Origin of the sequence: Singulisphaera sp. GP187, from assembly GCF_900129635.1 — a bacterium.
Taxonomy (GTDB): domain Bacteria; phylum Planctomycetota; class Planctomycetia; order Isosphaerales; family Isosphaeraceae; genus Singulisphaera.
In genome coordinates this window covers 297,604-322,852 of record NZ_FSRB01000003.1, presented here as the reverse complement: position 1 = coordinate 322,852, position 25,249 = coordinate 297,604, and the positions used below count along the sequence as shown (strand labels likewise).

16 protein-coding genes and 3 pseudogenes are annotated in these 25,249 nt (G+C 63.4%); 9 read left to right on the top strand and 10 right to left on the bottom strand.

Annotated features, from left to right (window positions below; all coding sequences use genetic code 11):
- Positions 1-66 precede the first annotated feature (66 nt).
- The 4 genes from BUS42_RS37290 (at position 67) to BUS42_RS37275 (ending at position 4,888) form a co-directional block, all read left to right on the top strand.
- Entirely contained in the window at positions 67-1,221 is a 1,155-nt protein-coding gene (locus BUS42_RS37290) for an HlyD family efflux transporter periplasmic adaptor subunit (protein ID WP_143206662.1), read from the top strand.
- Positions 1,218-2,480, top strand: coding sequence for an FtsX-like permease family protein (locus BUS42_RS43320; protein ID WP_074316246.1), 1,263 nt, complete (start codon positions 1,218-1,220; stop codon positions 2,478-2,480). Before BUS42_RS37290 ends, BUS42_RS43320 begins: the two co-directional genes overlap by 4 nt.
- A 72-nt stretch (positions 2,481-2,552) precedes the next feature.
- Positions 2,553-3,722, top strand: coding sequence for an ABC transporter permease DevC (devC, locus tag BUS42_RS37280; protein ID WP_074316244.1), 1,170 nt, complete (start codon positions 2,553-2,555; stop codon positions 3,720-3,722).
- Positions 3,719-4,888, top strand: coding sequence for an ABC transporter ATP-binding protein (locus tag BUS42_RS37275; RefSeq protein ID WP_074316241.1), 1,170 nt, complete (start codon positions 3,719-3,721; stop codon positions 4,886-4,888). The genes devC and BUS42_RS37275 overlap by 4 nt, the downstream gene beginning before the upstream one ends.
- 409 nt (positions 4,889-5,297) lie before the next feature.
- Here BUS42_RS37275 and BUS42_RS37270 read toward each other — a convergent pair whose 3' ends face one another.
- The 5 genes from BUS42_RS37270 to BUS42_RS37245 form a co-directional block, all read right to left on the bottom strand.
- Entirely contained in the window at positions 5,298-5,912 is a 615-nt protein-coding gene (locus tag BUS42_RS37270; RefSeq protein ID WP_074316239.1) for a DUF3592 domain-containing protein, read from the bottom strand.
- A 1,173-nt stretch (positions 5,913-7,085) separates the two neighbouring features.
- Positions 7,086-8,474, bottom strand: a complete 1,389-nt coding sequence (locus tag BUS42_RS37260) for an IS4 family transposase (protein ID WP_083671238.1) — start codon at positions 8,472-8,474, stop codon at positions 7,086-7,088.
- 389 nt (positions 8,475-8,863) lie between these two features.
- Positions 8,864-9,364, bottom strand: a complete 501-nt coding sequence (locus BUS42_RS37255) for a hypothetical protein (protein ID WP_074316233.1) — start codon at positions 9,362-9,364, stop codon at positions 8,864-8,866.
- Positions 9,365-9,532: 168 nt separating this feature from the next.
- Positions 9,533-11,662, bottom strand: coding sequence for a protein kinase domain-containing protein (locus tag BUS42_RS44520; protein ID WP_074316230.1), 2,130 nt, complete (start codon positions 11,660-11,662; stop codon positions 9,533-9,535).
- Between the two features lie 3 nt (positions 11,663-11,665).
- A complete protein-coding gene (locus BUS42_RS37245) occupies positions 11,666-12,286 on the bottom strand; it encodes an RNA polymerase sigma factor (RefSeq protein WP_074316227.1) in 621 nt (206 codons plus the stop codon).
- 896 nt (positions 12,287-13,182) lie between these two features.
- Here BUS42_RS37245 and BUS42_RS37235 point away from each other — a divergent pair.
- From BUS42_RS37235 to BUS42_RS37225, 3 genes are all read left to right on the top strand, one after another.
- A complete protein-coding gene (locus BUS42_RS37235) occupies positions 13,183-13,464 on the top strand; it encodes a hypothetical protein (RefSeq protein ID WP_074316222.1) in 282 nt (93 codons plus the stop codon).
- A gap of 230 nt (positions 13,465-13,694) precedes the next feature.
- Positions 13,695-14,207 (top strand): hypothetical protein, encoded by a 513-nt coding sequence (locus BUS42_RS37230; RefSeq protein ID WP_074316220.1) that lies wholly within the window; start codon positions 13,695-13,697, stop codon positions 14,205-14,207.
- 196 nt (positions 14,208-14,403) lie between these two features.
- A complete protein-coding gene (locus tag BUS42_RS37225) occupies positions 14,404-15,231 on the top strand; it encodes an alpha/beta hydrolase family protein (RefSeq protein WP_074316218.1) in 828 nt (275 codons plus the stop codon).
- 142 nt (positions 15,232-15,373) lie between these two features.
- Here BUS42_RS37225 and BUS42_RS37220 read toward each other — a convergent pair whose 3' ends face one another.
- Together BUS42_RS37220 and BUS42_RS37215 are read right to left on the bottom strand one after the other, a co-directional pair.
- Positions 15,374-15,769: a (R)-mandelonitrile lyase gene (locus tag BUS42_RS37220; RefSeq protein ID WP_074316216.1), complete on the bottom strand. Its 396-nt coding sequence runs from the start codon at positions 15,767-15,769 to the stop codon at positions 15,374-15,376.
- A gap of 393 nt (positions 15,770-16,162) precedes the next feature.
- A complete protein-coding gene (locus tag BUS42_RS37215) occupies positions 16,163-17,170 on the bottom strand; it encodes an aldo/keto reductase (protein ID WP_074316214.1) in 1,008 nt (335 codons plus the stop codon).
- 228 nt (positions 17,171-17,398) lie between these two features.
- Between BUS42_RS37215 and BUS42_RS45785 the strand changes: the two genes are divergently transcribed.
- Positions 17,399-17,713 carry a hypothetical protein gene (locus tag BUS42_RS45785; protein WP_074316213.1) on the top strand — a complete coding sequence of 105 codons (315 nt, stop codon included), beginning with the start codon at positions 17,399-17,401 and terminating at the stop codon, positions 17,711-17,713.
- A gap of 58 nt (positions 17,714-17,771) precedes the next feature.
- On the opposite strand, the pseudogene BUS42_RS46835 reads toward BUS42_RS45785, so the two are convergent.
- A pseudogene (locus BUS42_RS46835) lies at positions 17,772-17,864 on the bottom strand (SEC-C metal-binding domain-containing protein); the annotation flags it as partial.
- Between the two features lie 187 nt (positions 17,865-18,051).
- On the opposite strand from BUS42_RS46835, the pseudogene BUS42_RS37200 reads away from it, so the two are divergent.
- Positions 18,052-19,536 (top strand): annotated as a pseudogene (locus BUS42_RS37200) (IS1380 family transposase); the annotation flags it as partial.
- Between the two features lie 439 nt (positions 19,537-19,975).
- Here the strand turns inward: BUS42_RS37200 and BUS42_RS37195 are convergent.
- Entirely contained in the window at positions 19,976-21,562 is a 1,587-nt protein-coding gene (locus BUS42_RS37195) for an IS1634 family transposase (RefSeq protein ID WP_143206661.1), read from the bottom strand.
- Positions 21,563-22,512: 950 nt separating this feature from the next.
- Positions 22,513-24,659 (bottom strand): annotated as a pseudogene (locus BUS42_RS37180) (von Willebrand factor type A domain-containing protein).
- Between the last annotated feature and the right edge of the window lie 590 nt (positions 24,660-25,249).

Here is a 25,249-nt window from a genome sequence, read left to right as displayed (position 1 = left end):
GTCGGGGCTTGAGTCCGGTCGCCATGGGCGTATAACAGAGGACTTCAAATAGGGAGGAGACCTGCCGTGACCAAGCCGCTTGGCCGAGGATCATCGAGCCGACTCGCCCGAACTCACCTCGTAATCCTCACTGGACTATTAGGCCTGGGAGTGGGCATCGTTCTGCTCGGGAGCGACGACTTGGCTCCCCTCCGGAGTCCTTCTCAAGCTGCGGGATCCGGCGTGCGCCCGAATCCAGGGGCGTCCGACGGCGTTGCGGTCCATGCCCTGGCTCGCCTGGAGCCTGTCGCGGGGGTCCGCATGATCGGGGCCCGTCCCGGCGTAAGGATCGAGTCCATACGGGTCAGCGAGGGGGACTCGGTGCGGGCGGGGGACCTCCTGGCGATCCTCGAGGGCCACTCCCAGGCTGAGAAGCAACTGGCCCTCGCCGAGGCCCAGAAAAAGAGCGCCGATCATCAGCGCGAGCTCCAGCGCAAGCGGCTGGCCCTCGAGCGCGAGGTCGAGGACCGTCTCAAAGGCCCCCGCCTCGACGCCGCCACGCGGATGAATGACTTGACCCAGCAACGAGTCAAGCAAATGCGGGACCTCCTCCCCAAGCTCAATCCGCTTGTCGATAAGGACGAGCGGGCGAAGTCCGACCTCGCCCAGACGTACTTCCAGCTCGAGGTCGCGGCGAACAAGGCCGAGCTGGACCTGAAGGAACTCCAGGCCCGGCTCGATTTCCAGACCCGGCGTCGAGCGCTCGAGGACGAGGGAGTCGCTGACGAGAGTCCGGACGCCCTGGTCCTCGCGCGCCAGATCGACCTGGCACGGGTGGCCCTTGAAGAGGCGGAGGTCCACGCCCCGGCTCCTGGTCTCGTGCTCGACCTGCTCGCCCACCCCGGCGAAATCAGCTCCGGCCCCCTGCTCTCCCTGGGGGACGTCTCGGCGATGGTGGCAAAGGCCGAGGTGTACCAATCCGACGTCCCCCGGCTCGCCGTCGGTGATCCGGCCGAAGTGTCGGTGCAAGGGGGGACGATCGCCGGGAAGGTGACGCGGATCGGCCGGTTGGTCGGACGCAACGGGCTGAAGAACGTCGACCCCCGGGCGCTCCAGGACCTGCACGTCGTCGAGGTCTCGATCGCGCTCGACCGGGCGACCGAGGCGTCAAATTATGTGAACATGCAGGTGGACGTGACGCTCCGGCCGGGCGCGCGGGCGAGAGGCCCCGGCGGCCCATGACGCGAACCTCCTTGGCTCTGGACGGCCTCCGCACTCCACCGCTGGCGCTGCGGAACGTGTGGACCGCGCCTGCGCGGTCGCTCGTCGCGATTGCGGGCATCGGGTTCGCGACGGTGATGGTACTGCTCCAGCTCGGGTTCCTGGAGGCGGTCCGGTTCACGGCCTCGATCAATTACGACCAGCTTGATTTCGACGTGGCACTGGTCTCGCCCCAGTTCGAGCAGTTCTACGACCCGGGCACGTTCCCACGCGAGCGGCTCCGTCAGGCCGAGGCGCTCGAGGCGGTGCGTGCCGCCAGGCCGCTCTGGGCCCGGATGAATCGGTGGCGTTGCCCCCCCTATCCGGTGACGGCCGAGGCGGCGGCCCGGACGCCGCCGCAGGTCAGTCCCCTGGGGCGCTGGTGGCTGGGGCCCCGGCGTCCCCGACCGTTGCAGGTCCGCGACCTGCTGGTCCTGGGCATCGACCTCGACCGCAACCCATTCCGCCCTCCGGTTCGCGACCAGATCGAGGCGGCCAGGCCCTTGCTGCACACCCGAAACCGCCTGCTCATGAACGCCTGGTCCAACCCCGATTTCGGCTGGCAGGACCGCCACGCGTTCTCGGGATGGGAGCTCGGCGGCCTGGCGGTGGATGTGGTCGGCGGCTTCACCCTCCAGCGCAGCTTCGGGGCCGATGCGGCGGTGCTCTGCGACTCCGATAACTTCGCGCGCCTGTTTCGGATTCCGCCGACCGGTCCCGTCGCCTTCGGGTTGCTCAAGGTCCAGAGCGAGGACCTGGCCGGCACAGTCCGCCTGCTCAACCTTCGCTTGCCCCCTGACGTGAAGGCCCTGACGCGCGACGAGCTCTACCGGATCGAGCAGGACTACTGGGTACGGCAGACGGCCACAGGCAAGATCTTCGCCTTCGGCGTGTTCGTGACGATGGTGGTGGCGGCGGTGGTCATCTACCAGGTCCTCTCGAACGACGTCCGCGACCGCCTGCCCGAATACGCCACTCTCAAGGCGATGGGTCACACGACCTTTTACCTGTCGCGCGTCGTGCTGGTGCAGGCGGCGATCTATGCCCTGGCGGCCTACCTGCCCGCGGTCATCCTGGGCGCCGTCCTGTATCGGATCACCGACACGCTGGCGAACATCCCGATGATCCTGACGTCTACCAACCTCGCCCTGGTGCTGGCCCTCAACCTGACCGCGGCGTTCGGCTCCGGCCTGCTGACCCTGGGGAAGCTCCGACGCGCCGACCCGGCCGACCTCTTCTGAGCCGGCGATTGCAAACGGCGGGCACTGTCACAGAGTTTCGAGTCCACAAATCTTCGAGTTGTTGAAATATCCATGTTCCGACAACGACGAATTCCCCTGGCCTGGCGGAACCTGACCGAGAACAAGTGGCGCCTGGCCGCTTCGACCGCCGGCGCGGCCTTCGCAGTCGTGCTGATGCTCCTGCAGAACGGCTTCCGCAACGCCTTGCTCGACAACATGAGTGCCCTGATCGCCCACATGGACGGTGAGCTGTTCCTCACGAACCGGTTGCGTTACATGGTCTCGCACCCCGCGCCCTTCCCGAGGCGCCGGCTCGACCAGTCGCGCGGGGCGGACGGAGTGCGGGCGGCCAGCCCGCTCTACATCGACCCCGAGCAGTCGAAGTGGAGGAACTCCCTGACCGGGATCTCCCGGGGCATCCGGGTCGTCGCATTCCCCCCCCGGGACGACGTGCTCGACTTGGCGGCCGTCCGCTCCCAGCGCGACGATTGGGACCGTCCCGACGTGGCCCTGGCTGACGACCGATCGAAGGAGACGCTCTACGGCCCGCTCCGAGCCGGCACCGTCTCCGAGCTGCAAGGCAAGCGACTCCGGATCGCCGGGACCTTCACGCTGGGGACCGATTTCCGAAGCAACGGCACACTCTTGTTGAGCGAGCAGAACATGCTGGCCTATTATCCCGAGCGTCGCGGTGGCTCGTGGGGCGAGACGGCCATCGACGTCGGCGTCCTGCGGCTCCGGCCGGGTGCGGACCTCGCGCGCGTCCAGGAGGACCTGAAGGCCCGGCTGCCGGCCGACGTCATCGTCCTCTCCAAGCCGGAGTTCCTCGCCAAGGAGCAGCAATTCTGGGAGAATGCGGCGCCCCTGGGGGCCGTCTTCAACATCGGTGTGGTGATGGGCTTTATCGTCGGCCTGGCGATCTGTTATCAGGTCCTGTTCAGCGAGATCAGCGACCGCCTCGCCGAGTTCGCGACGCTCAAGGCGATGGGCTACAGCAATCGCGAGCTGTTACTGATCGTGATTGCCGAGTCCGTCTACCTGGCGCTCTTGGGCTTCGGGGCGGGCCTGGCGGTGAGCGTCGGCCTGTTCAGGTGGCTGCAAGACCTGACTGGCCTCGAGATGAGTCTGAAGCCCGGCGGGCTCGCCCTGGTCCTGACCCTGACCGTCGCGATGTGCGTCCTCGCCGGCAGCCTCGCGGCGCGGCGACTCCTCGCTGTGGACCCGGCGGAGCTCTACGGATGAGCGACTCGAGCGTTTCAACTTCGACTTTGGGCAGCGTCGACGGCCATCAGGTCGACGTCGAGGCACCCGTCTCCAGGCCCGTCTCCGTGGCGGTCGTGAGCATCCGCCGCGTCCAGTACGACTTCGGGTCGGGCGAGAGCCGGACACGCGTCCTGTTCGATGTCGACCTGGACATTGGTGAGGGCGAGGTGGTGATCATGACCGGCCCCTCGGGCTCGGGCAAGACCACGCTTCTGACTCTGGTCGGTGCCCTGAGACAGGTGCAGGAAGGGAGCGTCCAGATCCTGGGACGCGAGTTGGCCGGGATCAACGGGGGCGACCTCGTCCGGCATCGCCGCGACATCGGGTTCATCTTCCAGCACCACAATCTGTTCAGCTCGCTGACGGCGCTCGAGAACGTTCGGATGGCCACCGCGCTCCGGCCGGCGGACGTCGCGGAGATGGAGCGCCGCGCCGGCGCGATTCTCGAGCGGCTCGGCCTATCCGACCGGTTCCACTATCGGCCCGGCCGGCTCTCAGGCGGCCAGCGCCAGCGGGTCGCGATCGCCCGGGCGCTGGTCAATGACCCGGCGCTGGTCCTGGCCGACGAGCCCACCGCCGCGCTCGATGCCGAGTCGGGCGCGACGGTCATGAACCTGCTCCACGAGCTGGCGGGGGGCCCGTCGCGCTCGACCGTCCTGATCGTCACCCACGACCAGCGCCTCATCGAGCGGGCCGACCGGATCGTCAGCATGGTCGGCGGACGGATCGTCTCGAACGTGCGGCCCAAGCTGGTCGTCCGGATCTGCGAGGTCCTCTCCCGGGTCAAGGAGCTGGACGGGCTCCACACCGCGACGCTCACCCGGATGGCCGAGCAGATGACTGTCGAATTCCGCCGCGCCGGCGAGACGATCGTGCGCGAGGGGGAGATCGGAGAGCGGACTTACGTGATCTCGCAGGGCGTGGCCGAGGCGTCGTCCAGCGAGTCCCCGCCGCACGAACTCCGCGCCGGCCAGAGGTTTGGGCGGATCACCGCAATCTCGCGGCTCCCGAACCCGGAGACCGTGCGGGCCAAGACCGACATGGAGCTGTTCACGATCGCTCGCGGCGAGTTCATGTACCTCATGGCGACGGACGAGAGCCTTGATGAGCGCGTTCGGCTCCATTACATGAACTTGCAATCGTAGACACTGAGCCGGCGTAGCAAGGACACCGGGTTGATGGATCCGGGCCACCTCGGACCGGCCGGAAAACCCGGCAACGAGGCGACAGTCTCCCGTGGATTTGGTGGCCAGGCACCTCAGTTGGAAAGTCCGGGAGAATCAGTGGAGATAGGTGGTTGATGCCTGTTTCGATAGATTCGCTATATTATTCGGTTTTCTCTATTTAGGTGCATGGCCACCGACTACCCTCCGACAAACGCTGATCACGGTTGCAAGAAACCGCGGCCACCCATAGTCGAGAAATACCGCGGTCGTCGGGGTTGCGAATCGTCTGTATCCGCTGGGAACTGGCGACGCACCCGGCCCCCGGGACGTTCGTGACCATGGTCGACCGGATGGATGTCAATACGAGCTGCGTCCCCGTTTCTGCTTCTCAAATTCTAATTTGAGATTCTCCAATAATTCCAGTTTGCTCATTGTGTTCGCTCACCTGAGCGGGTGGGCTCCCTGACGCATCCGATCCGCTTGTCGATGCAGCGTTCTTCCCGCGCCGGAACGATCTGATCCAACTGCGGATCGTGAAGAACGAGGCGATTGTTGAGACGACGGTCAGGAGGCTCAAAAGCACCAGCAGCACAAGGTGCACTCTGGGCATGCCTTTCTGCAAGACGCCTATCTTGGGGTCGTGGGGATCGTAGAAGACAGGCACGGTCATCCCGGGTTCGTACTGATTGACATCTTTGAGGGCCTCGACCTGGGTGTCGTGCCACGTTCCTGGCCCGAGGTCGGTCAAGTCACTCGAATAGCGTTGCCCCCCGACGGTATAGTGATAAGCTACGCGACCGGCATACCTGGTCGTCCGCTTCGCGGTCAACGTCTCTTTCGGGAAGGCACCGTCGATCGTTCCTTCGACCGATGGCCAGCGGTTGCTTTCGATTTGCTGCTTCGTTTGGCCGGCAAAGACAATAAGAAAGCCCGGACACATGAACATCATGATCAGGCCGCATAACTGAAGCCGAAACTTTGTTTGCTCGAACCAAGTATTCATCACCTCCGACTCCTACAATCACGTTGTGGCGGCTCATCCTGCCGGAAATCGACCAATCTAAAAGATTCTGCTTTGACCAACAATGTTTGCCCTCTTCCGCGACCCGGATTTAGCCCAAATCAAGGCTCTGAGCGGTAAGGTTTCACGGTCGAAGGGACCGTCCGCTCTTCTCGGGAGTCCGCATTCAGTCGAACAGCCCCGCCTCGAGGTACGCTTCGTCCGTGCTGAATGACACTCGACCATAGCGGAGATCGAGGGTCCGACAGAGTAACTTGACCGGGCTTACGGTCCAAGCTAATTCCAGGGAGACCGCACATCGGATGATCATGCCTCTATTGATAGTGCCCGAATTCATCTTCCGATCCCGTCGGGTCAACTTAACGACGAATCAAAAGGGGACGGGTTCTCCAGGTTCTCCGTTTTACTCTCTTTAAGTGCATGGCCACCGACCGGGCCCTTTGATTTCCGTCATCCTGTCCTCCCGGGTGCTCATTCACAGCCGGGCAGGTTTCTACGATGGCGAGTGGCAAAGGTTCATCAGGCAGGCCTAACCCGGGGCACCAATACCATTCCCCCATGGCTTCGAGAACCATACGAGCAGCCTGACGAAGGGCGGTAGGACGGCAAGTCCCAGGGCAACAGCCGCGATCACGAACATCAACCAACTCAGACGGAACCGCGGACGCCGATGAAGTCGCGGGATCAACCACCCCGCCAGCGCGACTACGGCCAGCAGGATCGTGCTCGCCATCCACGCAAAGTAGCCACCGAATAAGAGCAAGTCCTCACGCCCGACCGGGCTCATTTGCCCGGAAAACATGGGGATGAGCCTCAGACAGGCCAAGGCACCGGAGAGTCCCCCCGAGATCACCGCGCTGAGCCAGCGACCCGATCGCAAGCAGGCGAGTCCATACCAGAAGAGCGGATTTGCAAACCAGTAGACGAGGAGGGGCGGGAAGAAGAGCGGACCGCACAGCGACGCGAAGAAGGTGACGATCCCGGGGCATTGATAAGAGCCGACCGGTAGGCAAAAATGAAATCAGATAGAGTCCGAGGAGGGACTTCCAACAGCGCCGGAGCCGATTCTGCCACATGGAACACCTCGGTCGGAGGAACGCATCGATTTCACACTCCTTGACCGTGGATCACCCGTGGATTTAACCGCAATACCGTTTAACGAGACATAACCACAGTCTCTGGAAAGGTTTTCTTCAAGGGCGGAATCCGCCGATGCTCGGGACGTTTCTTCTTCCATTTCGACATCTTTCGCTTGATCACACGCGGATTGATCCGATTCCGCCGCGGCTCCGACCGCTCCCCTTGCATCTCCCAAAGCAAGCCTTCATACCACGACTCCAAGCTCGTGGGCGTCGTGCCGTCGCATTCCGGCAGGCGGCATTTGAGGATTTGGAAACACCCGGTGAACGACAGTCGGTCGGGATCCAGGCCGACCGTCGCGGCCGCCTCGAACATCAGCGACCGGATCACGAAATGTCCCAGCGACAACGCATAGACCTCCTGGATCACCCCTGCCGGCGTCTCGCTCCGCAACTGCGCCGGCTTGGTCGCCCGCCGGGGATCCTGGTGCGTCTTTTGCTCGTCGAAAACCAGCTCTTCCTCCCAGCGTTCATGGTAAAGCAGTATCAATTCCATGGCAGGATAGAGAACACTATCAAGAAGATTCGTAATCAAAACATGTTCTTCATCATTCCCGACCCGTTGCGGATCGTCGAGTGTATAGCGGATCACTCGGACCACGATCCCGTCGCGGTCCTTCTCCCGGTCGTAGGCGTTCTTGGAGATCTTGGCCAGGTACGAGCCATCGGCCAGGTGCTTGATCGGACGCAAGATCAATAGACTCTTCACCCGCGCCAACACCTTTACTTCACGGGCGGTCATCTCCCGCCGGAGCTCGTAGCTGAGGAATCCCCGGTCCCAAAGCAGGAGCATCTCCGGCGTCAGATGGCGGAACAAGCCGCCGATCATCGACTGCTCGCCATGGGCCGAGGACCGCACCACCAGGCCGACTTCGACATGAGTCCCCAACTCGACCAGGCTGAGCTTGCGGATCTGGGGGAAGGCCCCCTCGCCACGCGGCCCCGCCAAGGGCCGAGCGAAGACGGTGGCATTGGCCTCCGAGTCGGGGACATCGAAGATCGTGCCGTCGACCCCCATCAACCGCCAGTCGTGGTAGAACGCCCCCGGCGTTTCAGGCCGGGCCAGGGGGCGAACGACTTGATGGAACAGGTGCCGCACCGGCGCCACGCCCAACCGCTGTCGAGCAAGGCAAAGGCCCGAGCGATGGGGAGACGCTTCGCCCTTGCGCAGCCGCCGGGCGTGCTTGAAGACCTGGCGGATCGGCAAATCGGTCAAGAGTCCCATGGCCAGCACCACCCACAGAACGATCTCGTGCGACAACCGACAGCAGCGTGAATTGACCCGACCCGTGGCCGCGAGCGCTTGTCGAATCTCCGCGGGCGAGATCATCTGTTCGAGTCCCGCCAAACGATCCAAGATCCGGCCCGCGTCATCGGCCGGCAACGTGCAATGTCCTTGTGGCATGCAAGTCGTAGCCTCCTTGTTTCTTCGGTTCTCAGCAAACCCAAAGTAGCAGGAGGCTGTGACTTGCGCCTATTTCAACGGTATTGGGCCTAGACGGGCTCTTGAGGTTCTCCGTTTTACTCGCTTTAGGTGCATGGCCACCGACCGGCCCCGAGTCGACAGTGCCAGCTTTCGCCCCCGTCGTTCGAGGCGTAGGCCACGACCTTCGAAGCCGCCGGATCGACGGGGGGTGGCTGGAACATCGACGCGGCGAGCAGGTGCTCCGGGTCACGTGGATCGGCGGCGTTGACGATCTTGCCGTGGTGGATCCCGTCCCGTTCCCGGCTGACCTGGACGTTGGGCCCGACGCGGACGGTCTCCTCGGCCCCGGTGCCTTCCGCCGGCTCCGGTCATTGCGGCACAACGCTCGGCGCGGGACGGTCCCCGTCCCCTTGCGGTGGCCCTTCGCCCTCCAGGGCCTCCGCGTCCGGCGGATAGGCCCGATCCGCCTCGGTCCGGCCCGCGTACCGCCGCCCTTGCGGGTCAAGCTTGGAGTAGGTCATTCGCTTCAGTCCCCCGTCCTCGCCGCCCAGCAAGTAAGAGTACTCCTTCTCGTCCCGAGTGAAGGCGATCGGGACCGACCACTCCTCGCCTAGCTTGCCGTCCCCCGCTCGGGATCTCGCGATCAGCCGTCCCCCCTTCAACTCCCAGCGGAAACGGCTGCCGTCGTGGTTCTTTCCGGTCCCGTCGGCCGAGATCACGGTGACCTTGCCATCCTTTTCCCAGGCGCCGACCAGGGCCTTGCCCGGCTCGTCGTCGGCGGCGCGGGCGGGCGAACTGCCGCCGAGGAAGAAGGCGGCCACGGCGAGCAGGTGCGCGCCGATCGGACCATTTTTATTCATGCTGCCCATGGCGATTCCCCTCAATGGCTCGCCGCCGGCCGCGTGCGGCGAGGTCGAGACTCCGAGTGGTGGGCCCGGTCGTGCGGCCTTTGCCGGGCGTGCGCGCGGTCCCCCGGGCTGACCGGAGGAGGGAGCCAGTTTCGTGACCTGGAATGAGTCGAGGGTCGCCCGATGGTCCTATCGTGCGGCCCTCCCGACCCGGTTGTCCCGGAGCGAGAGCTTAAACTCGACCGGGCCCTGGCCCGGCCTCGGGTCGACGAGCAAGACCCCGGACATCCCGCCTTGGGGCCAGTAATAGATCCCGTAACCGCCCCCCGTCTCGACCGCCAGGAGTTGCCTGGTGCCGAAGACGGTCGAGGCATCCACGCCACGCGCCGCCAACTCCCCGGGGACGAAGTAGGCGACCGGATCGACCGAGACCGGCCCGTAGTGCTCCGCGTAGCTCTCGACGCCGATCGCGCCGGGGCCCGGGATCATGACACCGGAGTAGACGCCGTCCGGCCCCTCGGCCGCCCGGGAATGAAGGCTGCTCGCGCCCGGGGGGAGCAGCCCGTCCGCGAAGGGGTTGGGATGCAGCGGCCGGTAGACAACCTGGGCCGCCCGGACGGGGCCGCCGGTCGCGCCGTCGGTCAGACGGAGACGGAACGGGATCCCCGGGGAGAGCCCGATGTCGGCTTGGATCGTGTCGTCGCCGTCGTCGCCGACGACCTCGATGTTCATGGCGAGGAATGGGAGCGGGGCGGGCTCCACAGCGACGTCGAATCGACCCGCGACATCCCGCCCCGGGACCAGGGATTTGGCCGGTCCGCGTAACTCGTATCGCCCTTGGGGGTCGCTCGTCACCGCGACGGGGAGTCCCGCCAGGGTCAGGCGAACCCCGGGGATCGACTTGCCGGAATCGCGATCCCGGACGATGCCGGCGATCGTCCGGGTGGGGCCGGATGGAGAGACCCGCTCGATCGCTTCAGGAAGCCGGCCCATCCTGGACGTCCGAAAGGCGTTGTCCCGTCGGGCCTGGGCCCCGGAGGTGAAGGACCAGGTCAGTCCTGCGGTCGCGGCGGCCCCACAAATCCCGAGCAGGATGAGGGCCATCGCCCTGGTCTGCGGCCTTGCACGCCCTTTGATTGCCGCCGGGGCGCCGGGTCCCGCGTGGGGAGGCTTCCGTCCTGGTTCCTGCAAACGAGCGAGGTGCGTTGCGAAGATCTCCGCCACCTCGGTCGCCGACTGATAGCGCCCCGCCGGCTCCTTCGCGTGCAGTCGCGTCATGATCGCCTCAAGCCACTCGGGTACGTCCGGGTTGACCTCGCGGATCGGCCGAGGCTGCTCGTCGCAAATCCGTCGAAGTACGGCGGGGGTCGACTCAGCCCGGAACGGCGACCGGCCCGCGCACATGGCATAGAGGACACTGCCGAGGCTGAAGAGATCGGACCGGGGGTCAACCGGCTCGCCCCTGGCCTGCTCCGGCGCCATGTACTGCGGCGTGCCGGCGACGACCCCGAAGTGGGTCAGGCTGGAGTCGTCGACGGCCCGGGCCAGCCCGAAATCGGTGAGCTTGACCCGCTCGACGCCGTTCTCCAGCAGGATGTTCGCAGGCTTCACGTCGCGATGGATCAGGCCCTGTGCGTGGGCCGCGGCAAGCCCCAAGGCCGCCTGCATCCCGATGCGGAGGACCTCCTCGACACGGAGCGGGCCGTCGCGGTCGATCCGCTCCTGCAGCGACCGGCCGGCGACGTACTGCATGACCAGATAGGGCCGCCCGCCCGACTCGTCGACGGCGTGGATGGCGACGACGTGCTCGTGGACGACCGCCGCGGCGGCCCGCGCCTCGCGGGCGAACCGCCGGCGGGCGAGGGCGCCGAGTGCTGCGCCGGGGGCGAGCACTTTGATCGCGACGGGCCGGTTCAGCGCAGGGTCATGGCCACGGAGGACCAGCCCCATGCCGCCGCGCCCTAGCACCCCGAGGATCTCATAAGGGCCGAGGCACCCGAGGGACCCGGGGGAGGCCGATGGAGTCAGGAAGTCCAGGCCCTCATGCGCGCCGCCCGGTGCGTCGGACCCACCATCCCCAAGGATCGTCCCGCCCCGGTGGTGGCCCCCGGAGTTCGGGCCCGACTCCATCCCCGTGCCGACGAATTGCCGAGCGTCCTCCCACCAGCGCTCGCCCGCGGCCAGCTCCTCGAGGGCGGACCGACAGGGCGCACACGCGTCAAGGTGCTCGATCAATTCGGCACGACGGGGCTCGGGCACCCCCCCGTTGAGGAGCCAACGCAACCCTTCGGGATCGCAGGCCGATGATCCTCGTCGCATGAGTCAGTTCTCCCGCGTGTTGACGCTCTCGTCCCCCTCGAACCCCTCGATCAGCCGCCGCAGTCGGGCCATGACCTGGCTCTTGTAGTAATAAACCGTGCCGACGGTCGTCCCCAGCGCCTCGGCCACCTCCGAGGCGGGCCGGCCCTCGACCCCTGTCATGTGGAACGCTCGCCAAGCCGCCTCGGTGGACTCGGTCCGGACGCGGCCGGCGGCCCATTCAAAGAGGCGGCGACGAAACTCGGCTTCGAAGAGGACGGTGTCTTCCGGGGACGGTGCCGGTAGGGCCTCCAGAAGGTCTTTCACGTCGGTGTCCCCGGTCCCGCGTGTTTGCCGCCGCCCGGCGTCGAGGAGATCGACCGCCGTATTGCGGGCGATGGCGGACAGCCACCCGCGGAACGAGCCGCGATTCGCGTCATAGGTGCCGCGTTCGATGACGCGGGCCACGATCTGGAATACTTCCTGCATGAGGTCGGCCGCGTCGGCGTACTGAAGCCCCCTGCGACGGGCCAGGCGGAATACGAGCGGCCCGTAAATCTCGGTGAACTCATGCCAGGCCGCCTCGTTACGCGGGTGATGGAGGCGGACCAACAGGCTGGGTCGCGTCGTCGGTGCGTCGTCCATTGATGCCCTCCCGGAGACTATACCGGCAAATGCCGAATATCTTAGGAAAGTTCTCCGTGGCGACCCAGGGATGCAGGACCCATCCAAGGTCGGAAGAGCCGAGAAACCGAGGACGTCGCAGGCATCGGGACAGAAAGTATCTCCGACGGCCCCGACTCCCCTTCCGTCCCGGTTTTCGCTCAATCCTAAGCGAGGAGAACTCAGTCAGCGGGGCCGCCTGGCCAGGCACTTCCAAGGGGAGGCTTGGGAGATTTAGGGAAAGCAGCCACAACACGACCGTTCCCAATGAACTACCAAGATCCCTGGCTATGCCCAGTCTAGGTGCCTGGCCGCCGATCGTTCTCTTTTTGCCTCACTGCTCATGTCACTGATTTTCTACGTAATACCAATCGCGATTCTCGCTGAACCTGAGAGCAGAACCATTGCCGCCAAGGCGTTTGGTTCCCCCGTCGGGATCTCGCCTCGAATCTTTGCATTTTTGATTTTCACAATATTGTACATTCCATTTCCGTTTGTGTTTTGGCATGCTATCACGATTGCGATGAAGACGCACGATGACGGAAACGGTTTAGGCAGCATCGCTCTGTTGGTTGATTTGTTTGAGGTCGGTAAGCGTCATCCCTCGCTTCGTCGGTCCCAGTTTTTTGTATTCGGCGGGCTGGCTTACTTCGTCCTGATTTGCCTTACGTGGATCGTCTACTGCTCGATACGGGGGATGTAGAGCGGTTTATCCACTCCAACTCACGACCAAGAACGCCAGCGATTCTCGGTCGAGGTGCCTGGACGTCGCTCGCTTTTTCGTGAAGGCTTGAGCCGTATGAGTTGCAAGGCGCACAGACGGTTCTGATCGGAGGGGGTGAGGGCAACCCCACCTCCTTCCCGACAGGAGGTAGCCAATGGCCGACATCCGTAACCCCCGGCTGCTCTACATCAAGGGGTTCCTGTTGCTCTGCTCGGGCATCCTGGCGTCGGCGCTCCTGCTCGTGGATCATCCGAGCCTGAAGTCCGCCACGCTGCTTGCGGTGGCGGTGTGGGCATTTGCCCGGGCCTACTACTTCGCCTTCTACGTCATCGAGCACTATGTCGACCCCGGATATCGGTATCAGGGGCTCCTGTCCTTCGCGCGGCATTTGCTCCGGCGGCGGAAGGGACGCGGGGCTGCGAACAAGCAAGAGTAACCAGGCACTTCAGCGGCGAGGTCTGGGAAACTCAGTGGAGATGGACGCCTGGTCGCCGGCCGAGATGGGTTCTCCAGGTTCTCCGTTTTACTCTCTTTAGGTGCATGGCCACCGACCGACCGGGCCCAGGCGTAGGGTCGATTGGGCGGGGCCTCAGACCCGGATATGATGGTCCCTCGCACCGAATCGAAACGGGTGAAGGGACGTTACCCCGCCGGGGTGGAGCGGCTATGTCTTGGCATTCGAGTGCTGTCCTGATCGGCGTTGATCGAGCGAGCGACATCGTGGGATTACTTGAGGAACTCGGTTTCCCTGGTGCGCATTATCTCCACTCGGTTTCGTTCGATGAAGCCACTTCCGTGGGGGATTTCGACGGTTCGTTGACACTCGCCGTGGCGATCGTAGATGGCTGGACTTCGATCTGGGGTCCTTTTCTTACCGCCGATCAGAATGCCCTATCACGGATTTCCAAAGAGGGACCCGTCTTTACTCTCATCCTGGAAGGTTCTACAGGAACTCATGGATTCGAGTTCTTTCGAGACGGCTCCAGGGTTAGGGAGCGAATGGAGCAAGAGGGAGAGGGCCGCAGTGAAGTGGGCGAGCCACTCGCTGAGGAACTGGAGCTATTCCGCAATTCTGATGACGGAGAACGTAGCATCCTCGATCTGATGGGAAAACTGACAATCCCCTTCGATCGCCTGTCTTCGGTCAATTACGATGTCTACGAACTGCCTTTCAGTTAAACCGTGAGCGGTGGGTCCAGGACGTGTTGCTATTGGGTGCTTCCGGGGGGTGGGTCCTGGGGGACGGTGACTTGTTTCGGTGTCTGGCCGCCGATCGTCTCCCTTGCTCCAGGCAGTGACGGGGGATAGTCTCCAGACCGCTTTGTTCGGAGTCTGCCCCGTCCTGAGACGTTCCAAGACCGTAGGACCCTTTCGAATGACCCTCCAAGCATCTGGTTTCATCCTGGCTCTCGCGGTTTCCGGGGTGGTGTCGTCGACTGTGGTCGTCGCGGCCGAACCCGTCGACGTGGCGTTCTCCGCTCGGTTGGACGGTAGCGAGCAGCGTTACGTGATCGTGATGCCCGACGGTTCTCAACCGCCTGCGCAGGTCTCGGTGCTGATCGCACTGCATGGCCACGGGTCGGACCGCTGGCAGTTCGTGAGGGACGGGCGTGACGAGTGCCGGGCCGCACGCGATGCCGCCGCGAAACGGCGAATGATCTTCGTCTCGCCGGATTATCGGGGAACGACGTCCTGGATGGGGCCGGCGGCCGAAGCCGACGTGGTTCAGATCATTGAGGATCTGAGGCGCCGATTTCGGGTGGGCAAGCTCGTGATCTGCGGCGGGTCGATGGGCGGCACGGCGGCCCTGACGTTCGCCTCGCTGCATCCCGACCTGATCGACGGCGTCGTATCGATGAACGGCACCGCGAACCTGGTGGAGTTCACCGGGTTTCCGGACGCGATCTCGGCCTCGTACGGCGGGTCGAAGAAGGGCAAGCCCGACGAGTACCGCAAACGCTCCGCCGAGCTGGCCGCCGAAAAGCTGACGATGCCGGTCGCGATGACGACCGGCGGCCGTGACACGATCGTGCCTTCCGACAGCGTCCTGCGGCTTGCCCGGCGGTTGCGAGAGGAGAACCGCGCAGTGCGATCGATCCACGAGCCGGAGGGGGGACACGCGACGAACTACGCCGACGCGTCTGAGGCGTTCGAATTCGTCCTGGATCGAGTGCTCGATGACAAGGAACGGGCGCAGAAGTGATAATTGGAGCCGGGTGTCGAGACGCCTCAGCCCGGACCAGCCGGCTCGTGGATTCACGCGGGCCGCTCACGCGTGGACCGGGAACCGCACGGGATACTGGTCGCGTTGGGAATGATGGAAAGGCCCTGTCACGGTCGAACCATCATTTGTGGTACTGTTCGTCACTTACATGTTCCAGCCAATCGACGACTTTGCCGTCGAGTTGTTCCTGTATGGCGATATGTGTCATGGCGGTGGTCGGCGTGGCACCGTGCCAGTGCTTCTCGCTCGCCGGGAACCAGACCACATCGCCGGGATGGACCTCTTCGACCGGGCCGCCCTCCCGCTGGACCCAGCCACAACCGGCCGTGATGATCAGGGTTTGTCCGAGCGGATGGGTGTGCCACGCCGTCCGAGCCCCGGGCTCGAACGTGACGCTGGCACCGGCCGCGTGTGCCGGGGCGTGGACCTGGAACAGCGGGTCGATACGGACCGTGCCGGTGAACCAGTCGGCCGGCCCTTTGCCGGAAGGCTGTGAGCCAATTCTCTTGATTTCCATGGGAACCTCCGAAGGTTGAGTTGGGAGAGCGCAGGTAGCCATGCGAGTCAACAACGGTGCTGCGGCCAACCCCAGCCCCGCAGCGAGGAAGTGGCGGCGGTCCGGTATCGCGGGACCGCGGTCGATCTCGTGTACGTTCATGGCTGAATCCCTTGATTCGCTGGGTAACACATCGCGTCTCGGCCAGGTGCTCGACGCTTCACGCCCGAGATTGTCCAGCCGGATCACGAGCGAGCCCCGTGGAGGTCGATCTATCGGGAGAGCCCCCGCATGGCCGCCGCGGAGTGAGTGTGTCGCGACGGGTGAGCATCCCGAGCGAGGGCCCGGATTGCCGAAGTGAACCGGGCCGGGTCCGCAAGCGTTGTTCGTTCCCATCCCGTGCTCCTTCGCCGCTTAGCGGCCGGTCATCTTCTCCAGGTGTTCGGGGTACCGAGCCCCTTGGACCGTGATTTGCGAGGCGGCACTCTCGATCTCTCCGAGGTCGTCGAGCGTCAGGTCCACGGCGGCCGCCCCGAGGTTCTCCTCCAGGCGATGGAGTTTCGTGGTACCCGGGATGGGGACGATCCACGGCTTCTGGGCAAGGAGCCACGCGAGCGCGATCTGGGCCGGCGTCGCCTGCTTCCACGCCGCGATCCGGCCGAGCAGATCCACCAGGGCGAGGTTTGCCTTCCGGGCCTCCGGCGCGAAGCGGGGGACGGTGCTGCGGAAGTCGGTGCTTTCGAGCTTGGTATTCTCGTCGATCTTCCCGGTGAGGAAGCCCTTGCCCAGGGGGCTGAAGGGGACGAAGCCGATGCCCAACTCCTCCAGCGTCGGCAGCACCTCCGCCTCGGGTTCCCTCGTCCAGAGCGAATACTCGCTTTGAAGGGCCGTCACGGGTTGGACAGCATGGGCGCGGCGAATGGTTTGCACCCCGGCTTCGGAGAGGCCGAAATGCTTGACCTTGCCTTCCTGGATGAGCTCTTTCACGGCTCCCGCCACGTCCTCGATGGGCACGTCCGGGTCGACACGGTGCTGATAGAACAGGTCGATGACTTCGATCCTGAGCCGCTTGAGCGAACCCTCGGCGACCTGCTTGATGTGCTCCGGTCGACTGTTCAGGCCCGGGCTCCCCTTCATGCCGCGGGGGTCGAGCTTCGGGTCGAGGTCGAACCCGAACTTGGTGGCGATGACCACCTGCCCGCGGAAGGGGGCAAGGCCTTCGCCAACCAGTTCCTCGTTCGTGTAAGGGCCATAGACCTCGGCGGTATCGAAGAACGTGACACCGCGTTCGACGGCCGTCCGAAGCAGCGCGATGGCCTCCTGCTTGTCCATCGCGGGACCGTAGCCGAAGCTCATGCCCATGCACCCGAGCCCCAGGGCGGAGACTTCCAGGTTACTGTTGCCGAGTCTACGCTTTTGCATTTGTCTCTCCTTTGAAGTCGCGTCGGGGAGGCTTGTCTGGCTTATCCCGTGTCGCGTCTTCCCCGTTCCCGATCTCTCCGATTCATTAGAGGCCAACCACCCGGCGATGGAAAGGAACGTTCCTCCAAAAGGTTTGCCTAATTCTCTGGGGCGCCGGGAGATCCACCCGCAGCACGATGAACTTTGTATCCTAATCTTCTGGGAACCTCGGCAAGCCCGGAGGATGGGATGAACGGCCAACGTGACAATCGCCAGCGGTTCGCCAACCTTCTCGATGAGGTGGCCGTACTCGGGGGGGGCCAGCGGATGCTCGTCGAGGGTGTGGAGGTGCCCCGCGCCCCGGTGGTCTATGTGCCGAAGATCCTCATAGTCGGCCAGGGCCGGAAGCGGGTCGATTTCATTGGTAAAATCGACAAATTCAATGAATGTGAATTGCTTGGTTTTTCTGTGTTGATGCCGGCGGCGTGCGAAACCGAGACGAGTCCCAGAAAATCAAAGCGGACGAAGGAAATTTCGAAAATGGATCGAGAAGGTCCATGCTGATTGGGGATTCGCTCCGTCCCTTTTGATTTTCGGTGTGGCCATGAATCAGCGGGGGTTTCCGACCGCAACAGAACTTGTATTTTTGGCCACTATTGCAAGGACAAGGCGCGTAACGGTCGGTTCCGGGGTAGGCTTCGGTGGCCGCCCCGATTTTCGGCTGCGCCCGCCATGAGGAGACGCTTTGCGATGGCGCCGCGGAGCCCCACTAGTCCTGAACCAAGCGTAATTGGTGGGGCATTTTGGCCGATTTTTCAGAAAAAGCTCGAAAGCCTCCTTGTTTTCATGGATAATTAAGTTATCGAGACATTATAATCTATAAACACAAAAGAGGCCTTCGAGTGACTCCTACAGTCCACAAGAAGTCCCAGCAACGCAAGCAGAGAATTCGCCGACGTCTCCTGAAGCGGGCGATCCCCGAGCTGGACCGACCGATGATGACGGCCACCAACATTCACTATGAACTGTCCGATCGTGTCTCGGGACTGGCTCCCGGCGGCATTGGTGCCATCCATCTGCTCGCACACAGGACCGGCTTGATCCGCGACATCGACGCCCGGCTCCATCTCCTCAAAATCCATCTCCCTTATCACGAATCCGACCATGTCCTGAACATCGCCTACAACATCCTCGCGGGCGGAAAACGGATCGAGCACCTCGAACTACGACGCAACGACGAGGTCTACCTCAATGCCTTGGGCGCGGAGCGTATTCCCGACCCCACCACCGCCGGGGACTTCTGCCGACGATTCCTCGAGGCCCACGTCGTCACTCTGATGGACGCCATCAATGAAACGAGACGGCGGGTTTGGTCCCAGCAGCCTCCCGAGTTCTTCGCTCAAGCCATCCTCGACGTCGATGGCACGCTCGTCGCCACGGACGCCGAGTGCAAGCAGGACGTTGACATTTCCTATAAGGGCATCTGGGGCTATCATCCCCTGCTGGTTTCGCTGGCCAACACCGCCGAACCGCTCTACCTGGTCAATCGCAACGGCAACCGGCCCTCGCACGAGGGGGCGGACCCAGTCATCGACAAGATGCTCAATCTCTGCCGCCAGGCCGGGTTTCTCAAGATCCTCGTGCGTGGGGACACCGACTTCTCGCAAACCACCCAGCTCGACCGCTGGGATCAGGCCGGCGACGTCAACTTCATCTTCGGGATCGATGCCCATAGCACCCTCAAGGGGTTGGCTGACGACCTCCCGGCCGAGAAGTACGGCTTCTTGGAACGTCCTCCGCGGTATGCGATCAAGACCGCGCCACGCACCCAGCGCGAACGGATCAAACCCGAGATCGTTCGAGCGCGGGGGTTCAAGACGATTCACCTGCTCGAGGAGATGGTCGCCGAGTTCAACTATCGACCGGTCGCCTGCCGCCGCGATTATCGCATCATCGTGTTGCGCAAACGTCTGGGAATCGACAAGGGACAGCTGCGGTTGTTCGAGGAGTATCGTTATTTCTTCTCTATCACCAACGACCTCGTGACCCCGGCCGAGGAGATCGTGTTCTCGGCCAACGACCGTTGCGATCAGGAGAATCTGATCGCCCAACTCAAGGGGGGTGTGCATGCATTGACGGCACCGGTGAACGATTTGGTGAGCAACTGGGCGTATATGGTCATGGCCAGCCTGGCCTGGAGTTTGAAGGCATGGAGCGCCTTATTGGTGCCGGTATCGCCGCGGCACGCGGCCAAGCACGGCGCCGAGAAGCACACGTTGTTACGAATGGAGTTCGCAACCTTCTGTGCGGGGATGATCCAGATGCCGTGTCAGATCGTGCAGGGCGGTCGACGGATTGTGTACCGGTTGTTGTCGTGGAACCCGTGGCAAGGCGTCGTAACCGTTCACGGGGTCAAACGCTTAAATCAAGGCGTTATTGAAGTTGTATGCCGTGATTATGGTTCAGCTCAGAGGATTTTATGTATGTTTCGCGGCGAAAACCCCTTGGAAACAAGGAGTTTGACCCCGTGAACGGTTACGGAGCGACTGCATGGCAGTTGGCTGTATTGAAGGAGGTTTTCCTGAAGTCGGGGTTTGGATGCCCCGATCCGCATTGGCCATCAAACACAGAGAGGGGGTGGGGCGATGAAAACGGCGGCTTGGGACGAGAGGATCCCGGAGAGATACCCGGGAAAGTATGCGTGCACCTATATTTATTTTGGGATCGCTAAAGATTTGCCCTATAAATTACGCTTGTTTTAGGCCTAAATCCTACGTTCCGCACATCTCTGGTTCATTATCTCCGAATTTCCGGCGGCCTGCAATTTCAGCGATCGTAGGCCGTCGCCATGCCAAGCAGGTTCAGAATCTGGCGTTGCAACTTGGAGAGCTCGGTCGTGAATTCCACTGGCGCTTGCCCCTCCACGATCAGCTGATGACGCTGCACCTCCTCGAACAAATCAATCACCCGACGTGCCGTCGGGCGATGGCACGCTCGACCTTCCGGGTACAGAGGCACACTCTTCACACCATCGCGTTTCATCGCCGCACGCAGTTCCCGCTCCAGCAGCGCCTCGGTCAACAGGGCCAAGAAATAGACGCAAAGCAGCGACTGGATCCGCCCCACGTTCTGCAGGTACACGGGAGCCACTTCGAAGTCTGTCTTGAGTTGCGAAAACCGCTTCTCGATTACCGGCTGACGCTTGTATGCTAATAGCAATTCTTCCTCAGTAAGCAATAACTCGTTGGTGATTAGGGGAAAGACACCGTCGACGCACATTTCCGCCGCGAGAGCAACATGGTCGATGCGGTAAGTCAATGCGATGCGAACGGTCTCCTCTTTCACGTAGCGCGTCTTGTCGTTGGGACGGCCACGCCCCTCCTGACGGTAAGTTTCCTCCCGTTTTTCCACGACTTCGACTGTGATCCACCGGGCCAAGTCCCGCGGCTCCAGGATGGCCGCGACCGCCTCCTTGACCTTTCCGAGTTGGCGATAGCGGCTACGCGGCGAGCTGAGTTTTAACCGCAGTTCCGACAACGCCAGCAACGCACGCTCCACTTGCTGATGACGTGATGATGCGTCGACTTCCGCTTTCCGTGTGCTGTGACACCAGATCAGACGGTAGCCCTCGGCACTGAGGGTCGCCTGGTCGGCCACGCTGTAGCGTTCCAGGAGAACTCCCTTCTCATCCCGCTTCTCATGGATCGGCTTCCAGGTCACCTGGTCCTGGTACAACAACGCGCGGAATTCGCCATCTTCGGAGCGGGTACGAGGCAGGATGCTCAGGAATCGGCCGCCGTGCTGGTGCAGGTAAGCCATGTTCTCGGCGGTGGCGAGCTTGCAGTCGGCCACATAGAGAAAGTCCCGTCGCCCGGTCAACTGGCACAGCAGGTCCCAGGTGGCACGATGAGTGCGGTCGTCGGTGGTATTCCCGCTTTCGACGCGGAAGTGAACCGGTACGCCGCCATCGCGAGTGACGGTCAGGACGTAGAGCAGTTGTTTGAGGTCAGGGCGATGATCCTTGTTGTGCCCCCAGGTAATGGCCTGGGTCTTCTGGCCCCGCATCAGGTCCTCTTGGGCCGCCTCGCGATAGTCGCCGTGGAAGGTGATTGTGGTCGAGTCGTTATGGAGTTCGTCCAATGCGACGTTGAACTCCGCCACGGCATGGGTGGCGACGGCCAGGGTGAACGAGGGGACATTGGCGTCGAAGAGTCGGTCGAGACAACGTCCGACGCGGTCGTCGTTCCAGTGGGGCAGTTGGGCCGGGGTCAGAGCGAACCACTCGGCGGGGTGGCGACTCGCCCATTGGCCGACGCCATACATGGGTTCACGGGAGACGAGAAGGTTCTTGAGCAAGAGAAGGAGGCCGGTGGAGGTGGCGATCTTTTGGCGGGCATCCTCGGGGGAAGGTATTGGCGGAGGAAGTCATCCAGTCGAAGTCGGCGGATGATCCGATCGAGGATGGGAAGGGCGCCGAGCCGGAAGGACTTGAGGGACTGACCGCCGGTGTGGGCCGCCTCGCCGGGACTGAGATCGGGAGCGGGATTCGACTGGCGCGGTCGTTTTTGTTCTGGCATGGACCATGGCCTCGAGAGGGATCAAATCGTCCTCGACATGCCCGCGATTGGCGACAGGCGTCGGGTTGTGATTCCCGTCGGCATGATTGTCCGAGAGTCGAGCGGGTCAAGGTGGAAAATTTTGTTGACTTGCAGAAATAATTACGCCTTGACGTAAGTCTAGGCCCGCAAGACTTACGTCAAAAGCGAATCCTCAAGTTTGACTCCGAAAGGAGGCAGGGAACGGTTGGGACATTGCCTTGCATGGGAAACAAGCGAAGAATCGATGGGGAACGATCACGATGGGTTGGCGGGACGAGGAGGCGTGATGTGAGCAAGTCAGTGGCGGAGATCATGGAAGGAGCGGGTCGCGGGAGCCAATACATCAGCGTATGCCAGAAATAGCAGGAGGTGAAAATTCCGAGAAATTGCAGGCGAGATGTGCGGAACGTATGCTAAATAGCTCCTCGCAACAGGGAAAGCAGCGGGGTGACGAAATTTCGTCACTTGCCGTAAGAGGCTGGAACGTAGGACTTTCCCAGTTGCGAGGAGCTATTTAGAACAATTCCTTGAGCGGAGTTTGAGTCCAGTCGAGGAATGACATGACGCCTGAATTGCGAGAAACGGCTTCAACCTGCGGCGACAAATCCTAAAGCAGGCCAGATCCAGTTCTCCTGAGGTTACTTTTCTGACGATGTATAAGGCTTGAGAAGAAACCAGGGGTGCGAGTGATGGGGGGCTCGCGGACGAGGCCGAACCACGCGGGCTATCCGCCGCTTCAGTCGTACGACAACCGCTTCATCCAGGTCAGTTGCTGAGCATCTGCGCCTTACACACGAGGGTGAGGAACTCGCGTCTGTACCCGTGCGGGTCCCTGCTCGCCGCGGAGGTAGCCAACTCCAGGACTGCGTCGTACGTCAGGCTCCCCTTGTGGGGCGAGTCCCGCAGTAGCATCCCGAAGCCAGCGACCGCCGCGGCGAACTGGAGGTCATGACTCCCCTGCGAGACGGCGGCGGCCCCGCCGTCGACCAAACCGACCTGGATGAGCCGGCTCTCGTCTCCTGTCGGGGGCTTGTACCGTAGCTTGATGACCAGCGATTCGTCGCGGTCCTCGCGCGAGGGGGCGTTGCCTTCTGGAATTCAAGCGGATCGACGGTGGGGACATCGCCCTCCCGGCCCGCCGGGATCAACTCGTAAAGCGCCGTGACATGGTGGCCCGCGCCGACTTCGCCGGCGTCCTTGGTGTCGTCATTGAAGTCCTGGTTGCGGAGGAGGCGGTTCTCGTACCCGATCAGGCGGTAGGCACCGACCTTCGCCGGGTTGAACTCGACCTGTAACTTAACGTCTTTGGCGACCGTCACGAGGGTTGCTCCCAACTCCTCGACCAGGACCTTCCGCGCCTCGCGGAGCGAGTCGATGTAGGCATAGTGGCCGTTTCCCTTGTCGGCGAGCTGTTCGAGCGTCGCGTCTTTGATGTTGCCCATGCCCACCCCGAGGACGGTAAGGAAGACGCCGCTCCTGGCCTTGGCCTCGATCAGGCGGATGAGCTCGCCCGGGGCGGCGACACCCACGTTGAAATCACCGTCGGTGGCCAGGATCACCCGGTTCGTTCCCCCTACGAGGAAGTTCGCCACGGCGTGGTCGTAGGCGAGCTGGATGCCCGCGCCGCCGTTGGTCGAGCCGCCGGACTCCAGCAGCTCAATCGCCTCGAGGACCCGTGTCTTTTCCTGGCAAGACGTGGACGGCAGCACCAGCCCGGACGCCCCTGCGTAGACCACAATCGCCACGCGGTCGTTCTCGCCGAGGCAGCCCACCATAGTCCGAAGCGCCGACTTCAGCAGCGGCATCTTGGTCGCGTCTGTCATCGACCCGGAGACATCGATCAGGAAGACGAGGTTGCTCTGGGGCCGCCCTTCGCGGCCGACCGGCCGTGCCGTCAGCCCGATCCGCGCCAGTCGGTGGCCGGGACTCCACGGGCAGGCCGCCGCCTCGACGTGCGTGGCAATCGGCGCGTCGCCCGTCGGCGGCGGGTCATCGTACGGGAAGTAATTCAACATCTCCTCGATCCGCACCGCGTCCACCGGCGGCAACGTGTTGTGGTCGAGAAACCGGCGGACGTTGGCGTAACTGGCGGTGTCCACGTCGACCGAGAACGTCGACAGCGGCTCGTCCCGGACGCGGAGGAACGGGTTGTCGACGACGTGGTCGTAATCCTCCGTGTTTGCTACGGTGCTCGTCAGGCCTGTCCTGGCTGCGTGTGCTGCGACTGGCTGGCCCGCCGGTGCGAACGTCGCCAGCCCAACCGGACCGGATGGCCCGTCGGCGGAGTCGGCCGAGATCACTTCCCCCGCGGCCCGCGTCAGCAACGTGCTCAGTGTTGCGGGCGAGATCGACTCCTTGAGGAACCTCACGGTTCCGTCCAGGAACAGGATGTTGGAACCGCCGTCGTGATACCCGTGCAGTGCCCGCAGCCCCGGCTGGGTTATGGTGCATGCCTTGGGCACGTCCTCCGGCTTCGTCCACGGGGCCGTCCGTCGCGTCTCGCCAACGGCGAGAGTGTTACTCAAGCCGTCCGTCACGTCCGCGATCGTCACCGGCCGGAAATCCGGCGGAAACGCCGTATCCGCGCCCACCACGACCTGGTAGCCCGTGATCCCCGGCTTCGGGTCGGGGTCACTCGGGCAGGCGTAAACGTCGGGCCGGTCGTTCACCAGGGCAAGGTTGTGCGAGCTGTCCCATGGCTCGTCGAGGTGGAACCTGGAATACCGCTGCGCCGACCCGAGGTACGGCAGGATCGCCACCAGCCAGCTCAGCAACGGCCTCCCCTGCTTGTCCACAATGGCCGCCGGCGGGAAGCAGCCGAAGGCGTCATGGTAGCCTTGCAGGGCCAGCCCGATCTGCCTCAGGTTCTCCTTGCAATGCGCCCGCTGACCCGCGTCGCGGGCCGAGCGCATCGTGGGCAGGACCAGGGCAAGCAGGACGAGACCGCCGAACACCGTAAGGGCCGGTTTCCACCAGATCCCACCCCGCCCCCAAGGCCGCTTGCCGTCGTTCCCCGACCATGCCCGGCCACAACCCGGGCACCGCGCGTCCAGGCCCTTGGCCTCGTACACCTGTCCGCACAAACACGCCACGAGTTCCGTCACGGGTCGCCTCCCTCTTGCCTTCACGGGCCACGCCCCACTTACGTGTCCGCCGCTCTTGCAACCACGTCCCGGCGTCTTCATCGAAGGCCTACGGGCGCGGGTTCGACACCGGCACAGGCAACTCTCCCGCTGGAGCCCAAACAGCGAGCCGTCGATTACGTCGCTCATGCAAAGACCGCCGGGTGGGCAGTCCCGGTGGGCAGGGGCGACGCAACACAATTTCAGGCCACTTACAGTTGTCACAGGAAGCAAGGCGGATTGCAATGCCGGTGGCGGCAAATTCGACACATGTTGCGGTTGGCGGGCTCGAAGGCCGCCACGGCTCAGAATCGCCTTTATCGCCTCGTTTGCCTGCCCACTCGATTTCTGTGCCTCGCCTCAGGCTGTCGGAGATCTGG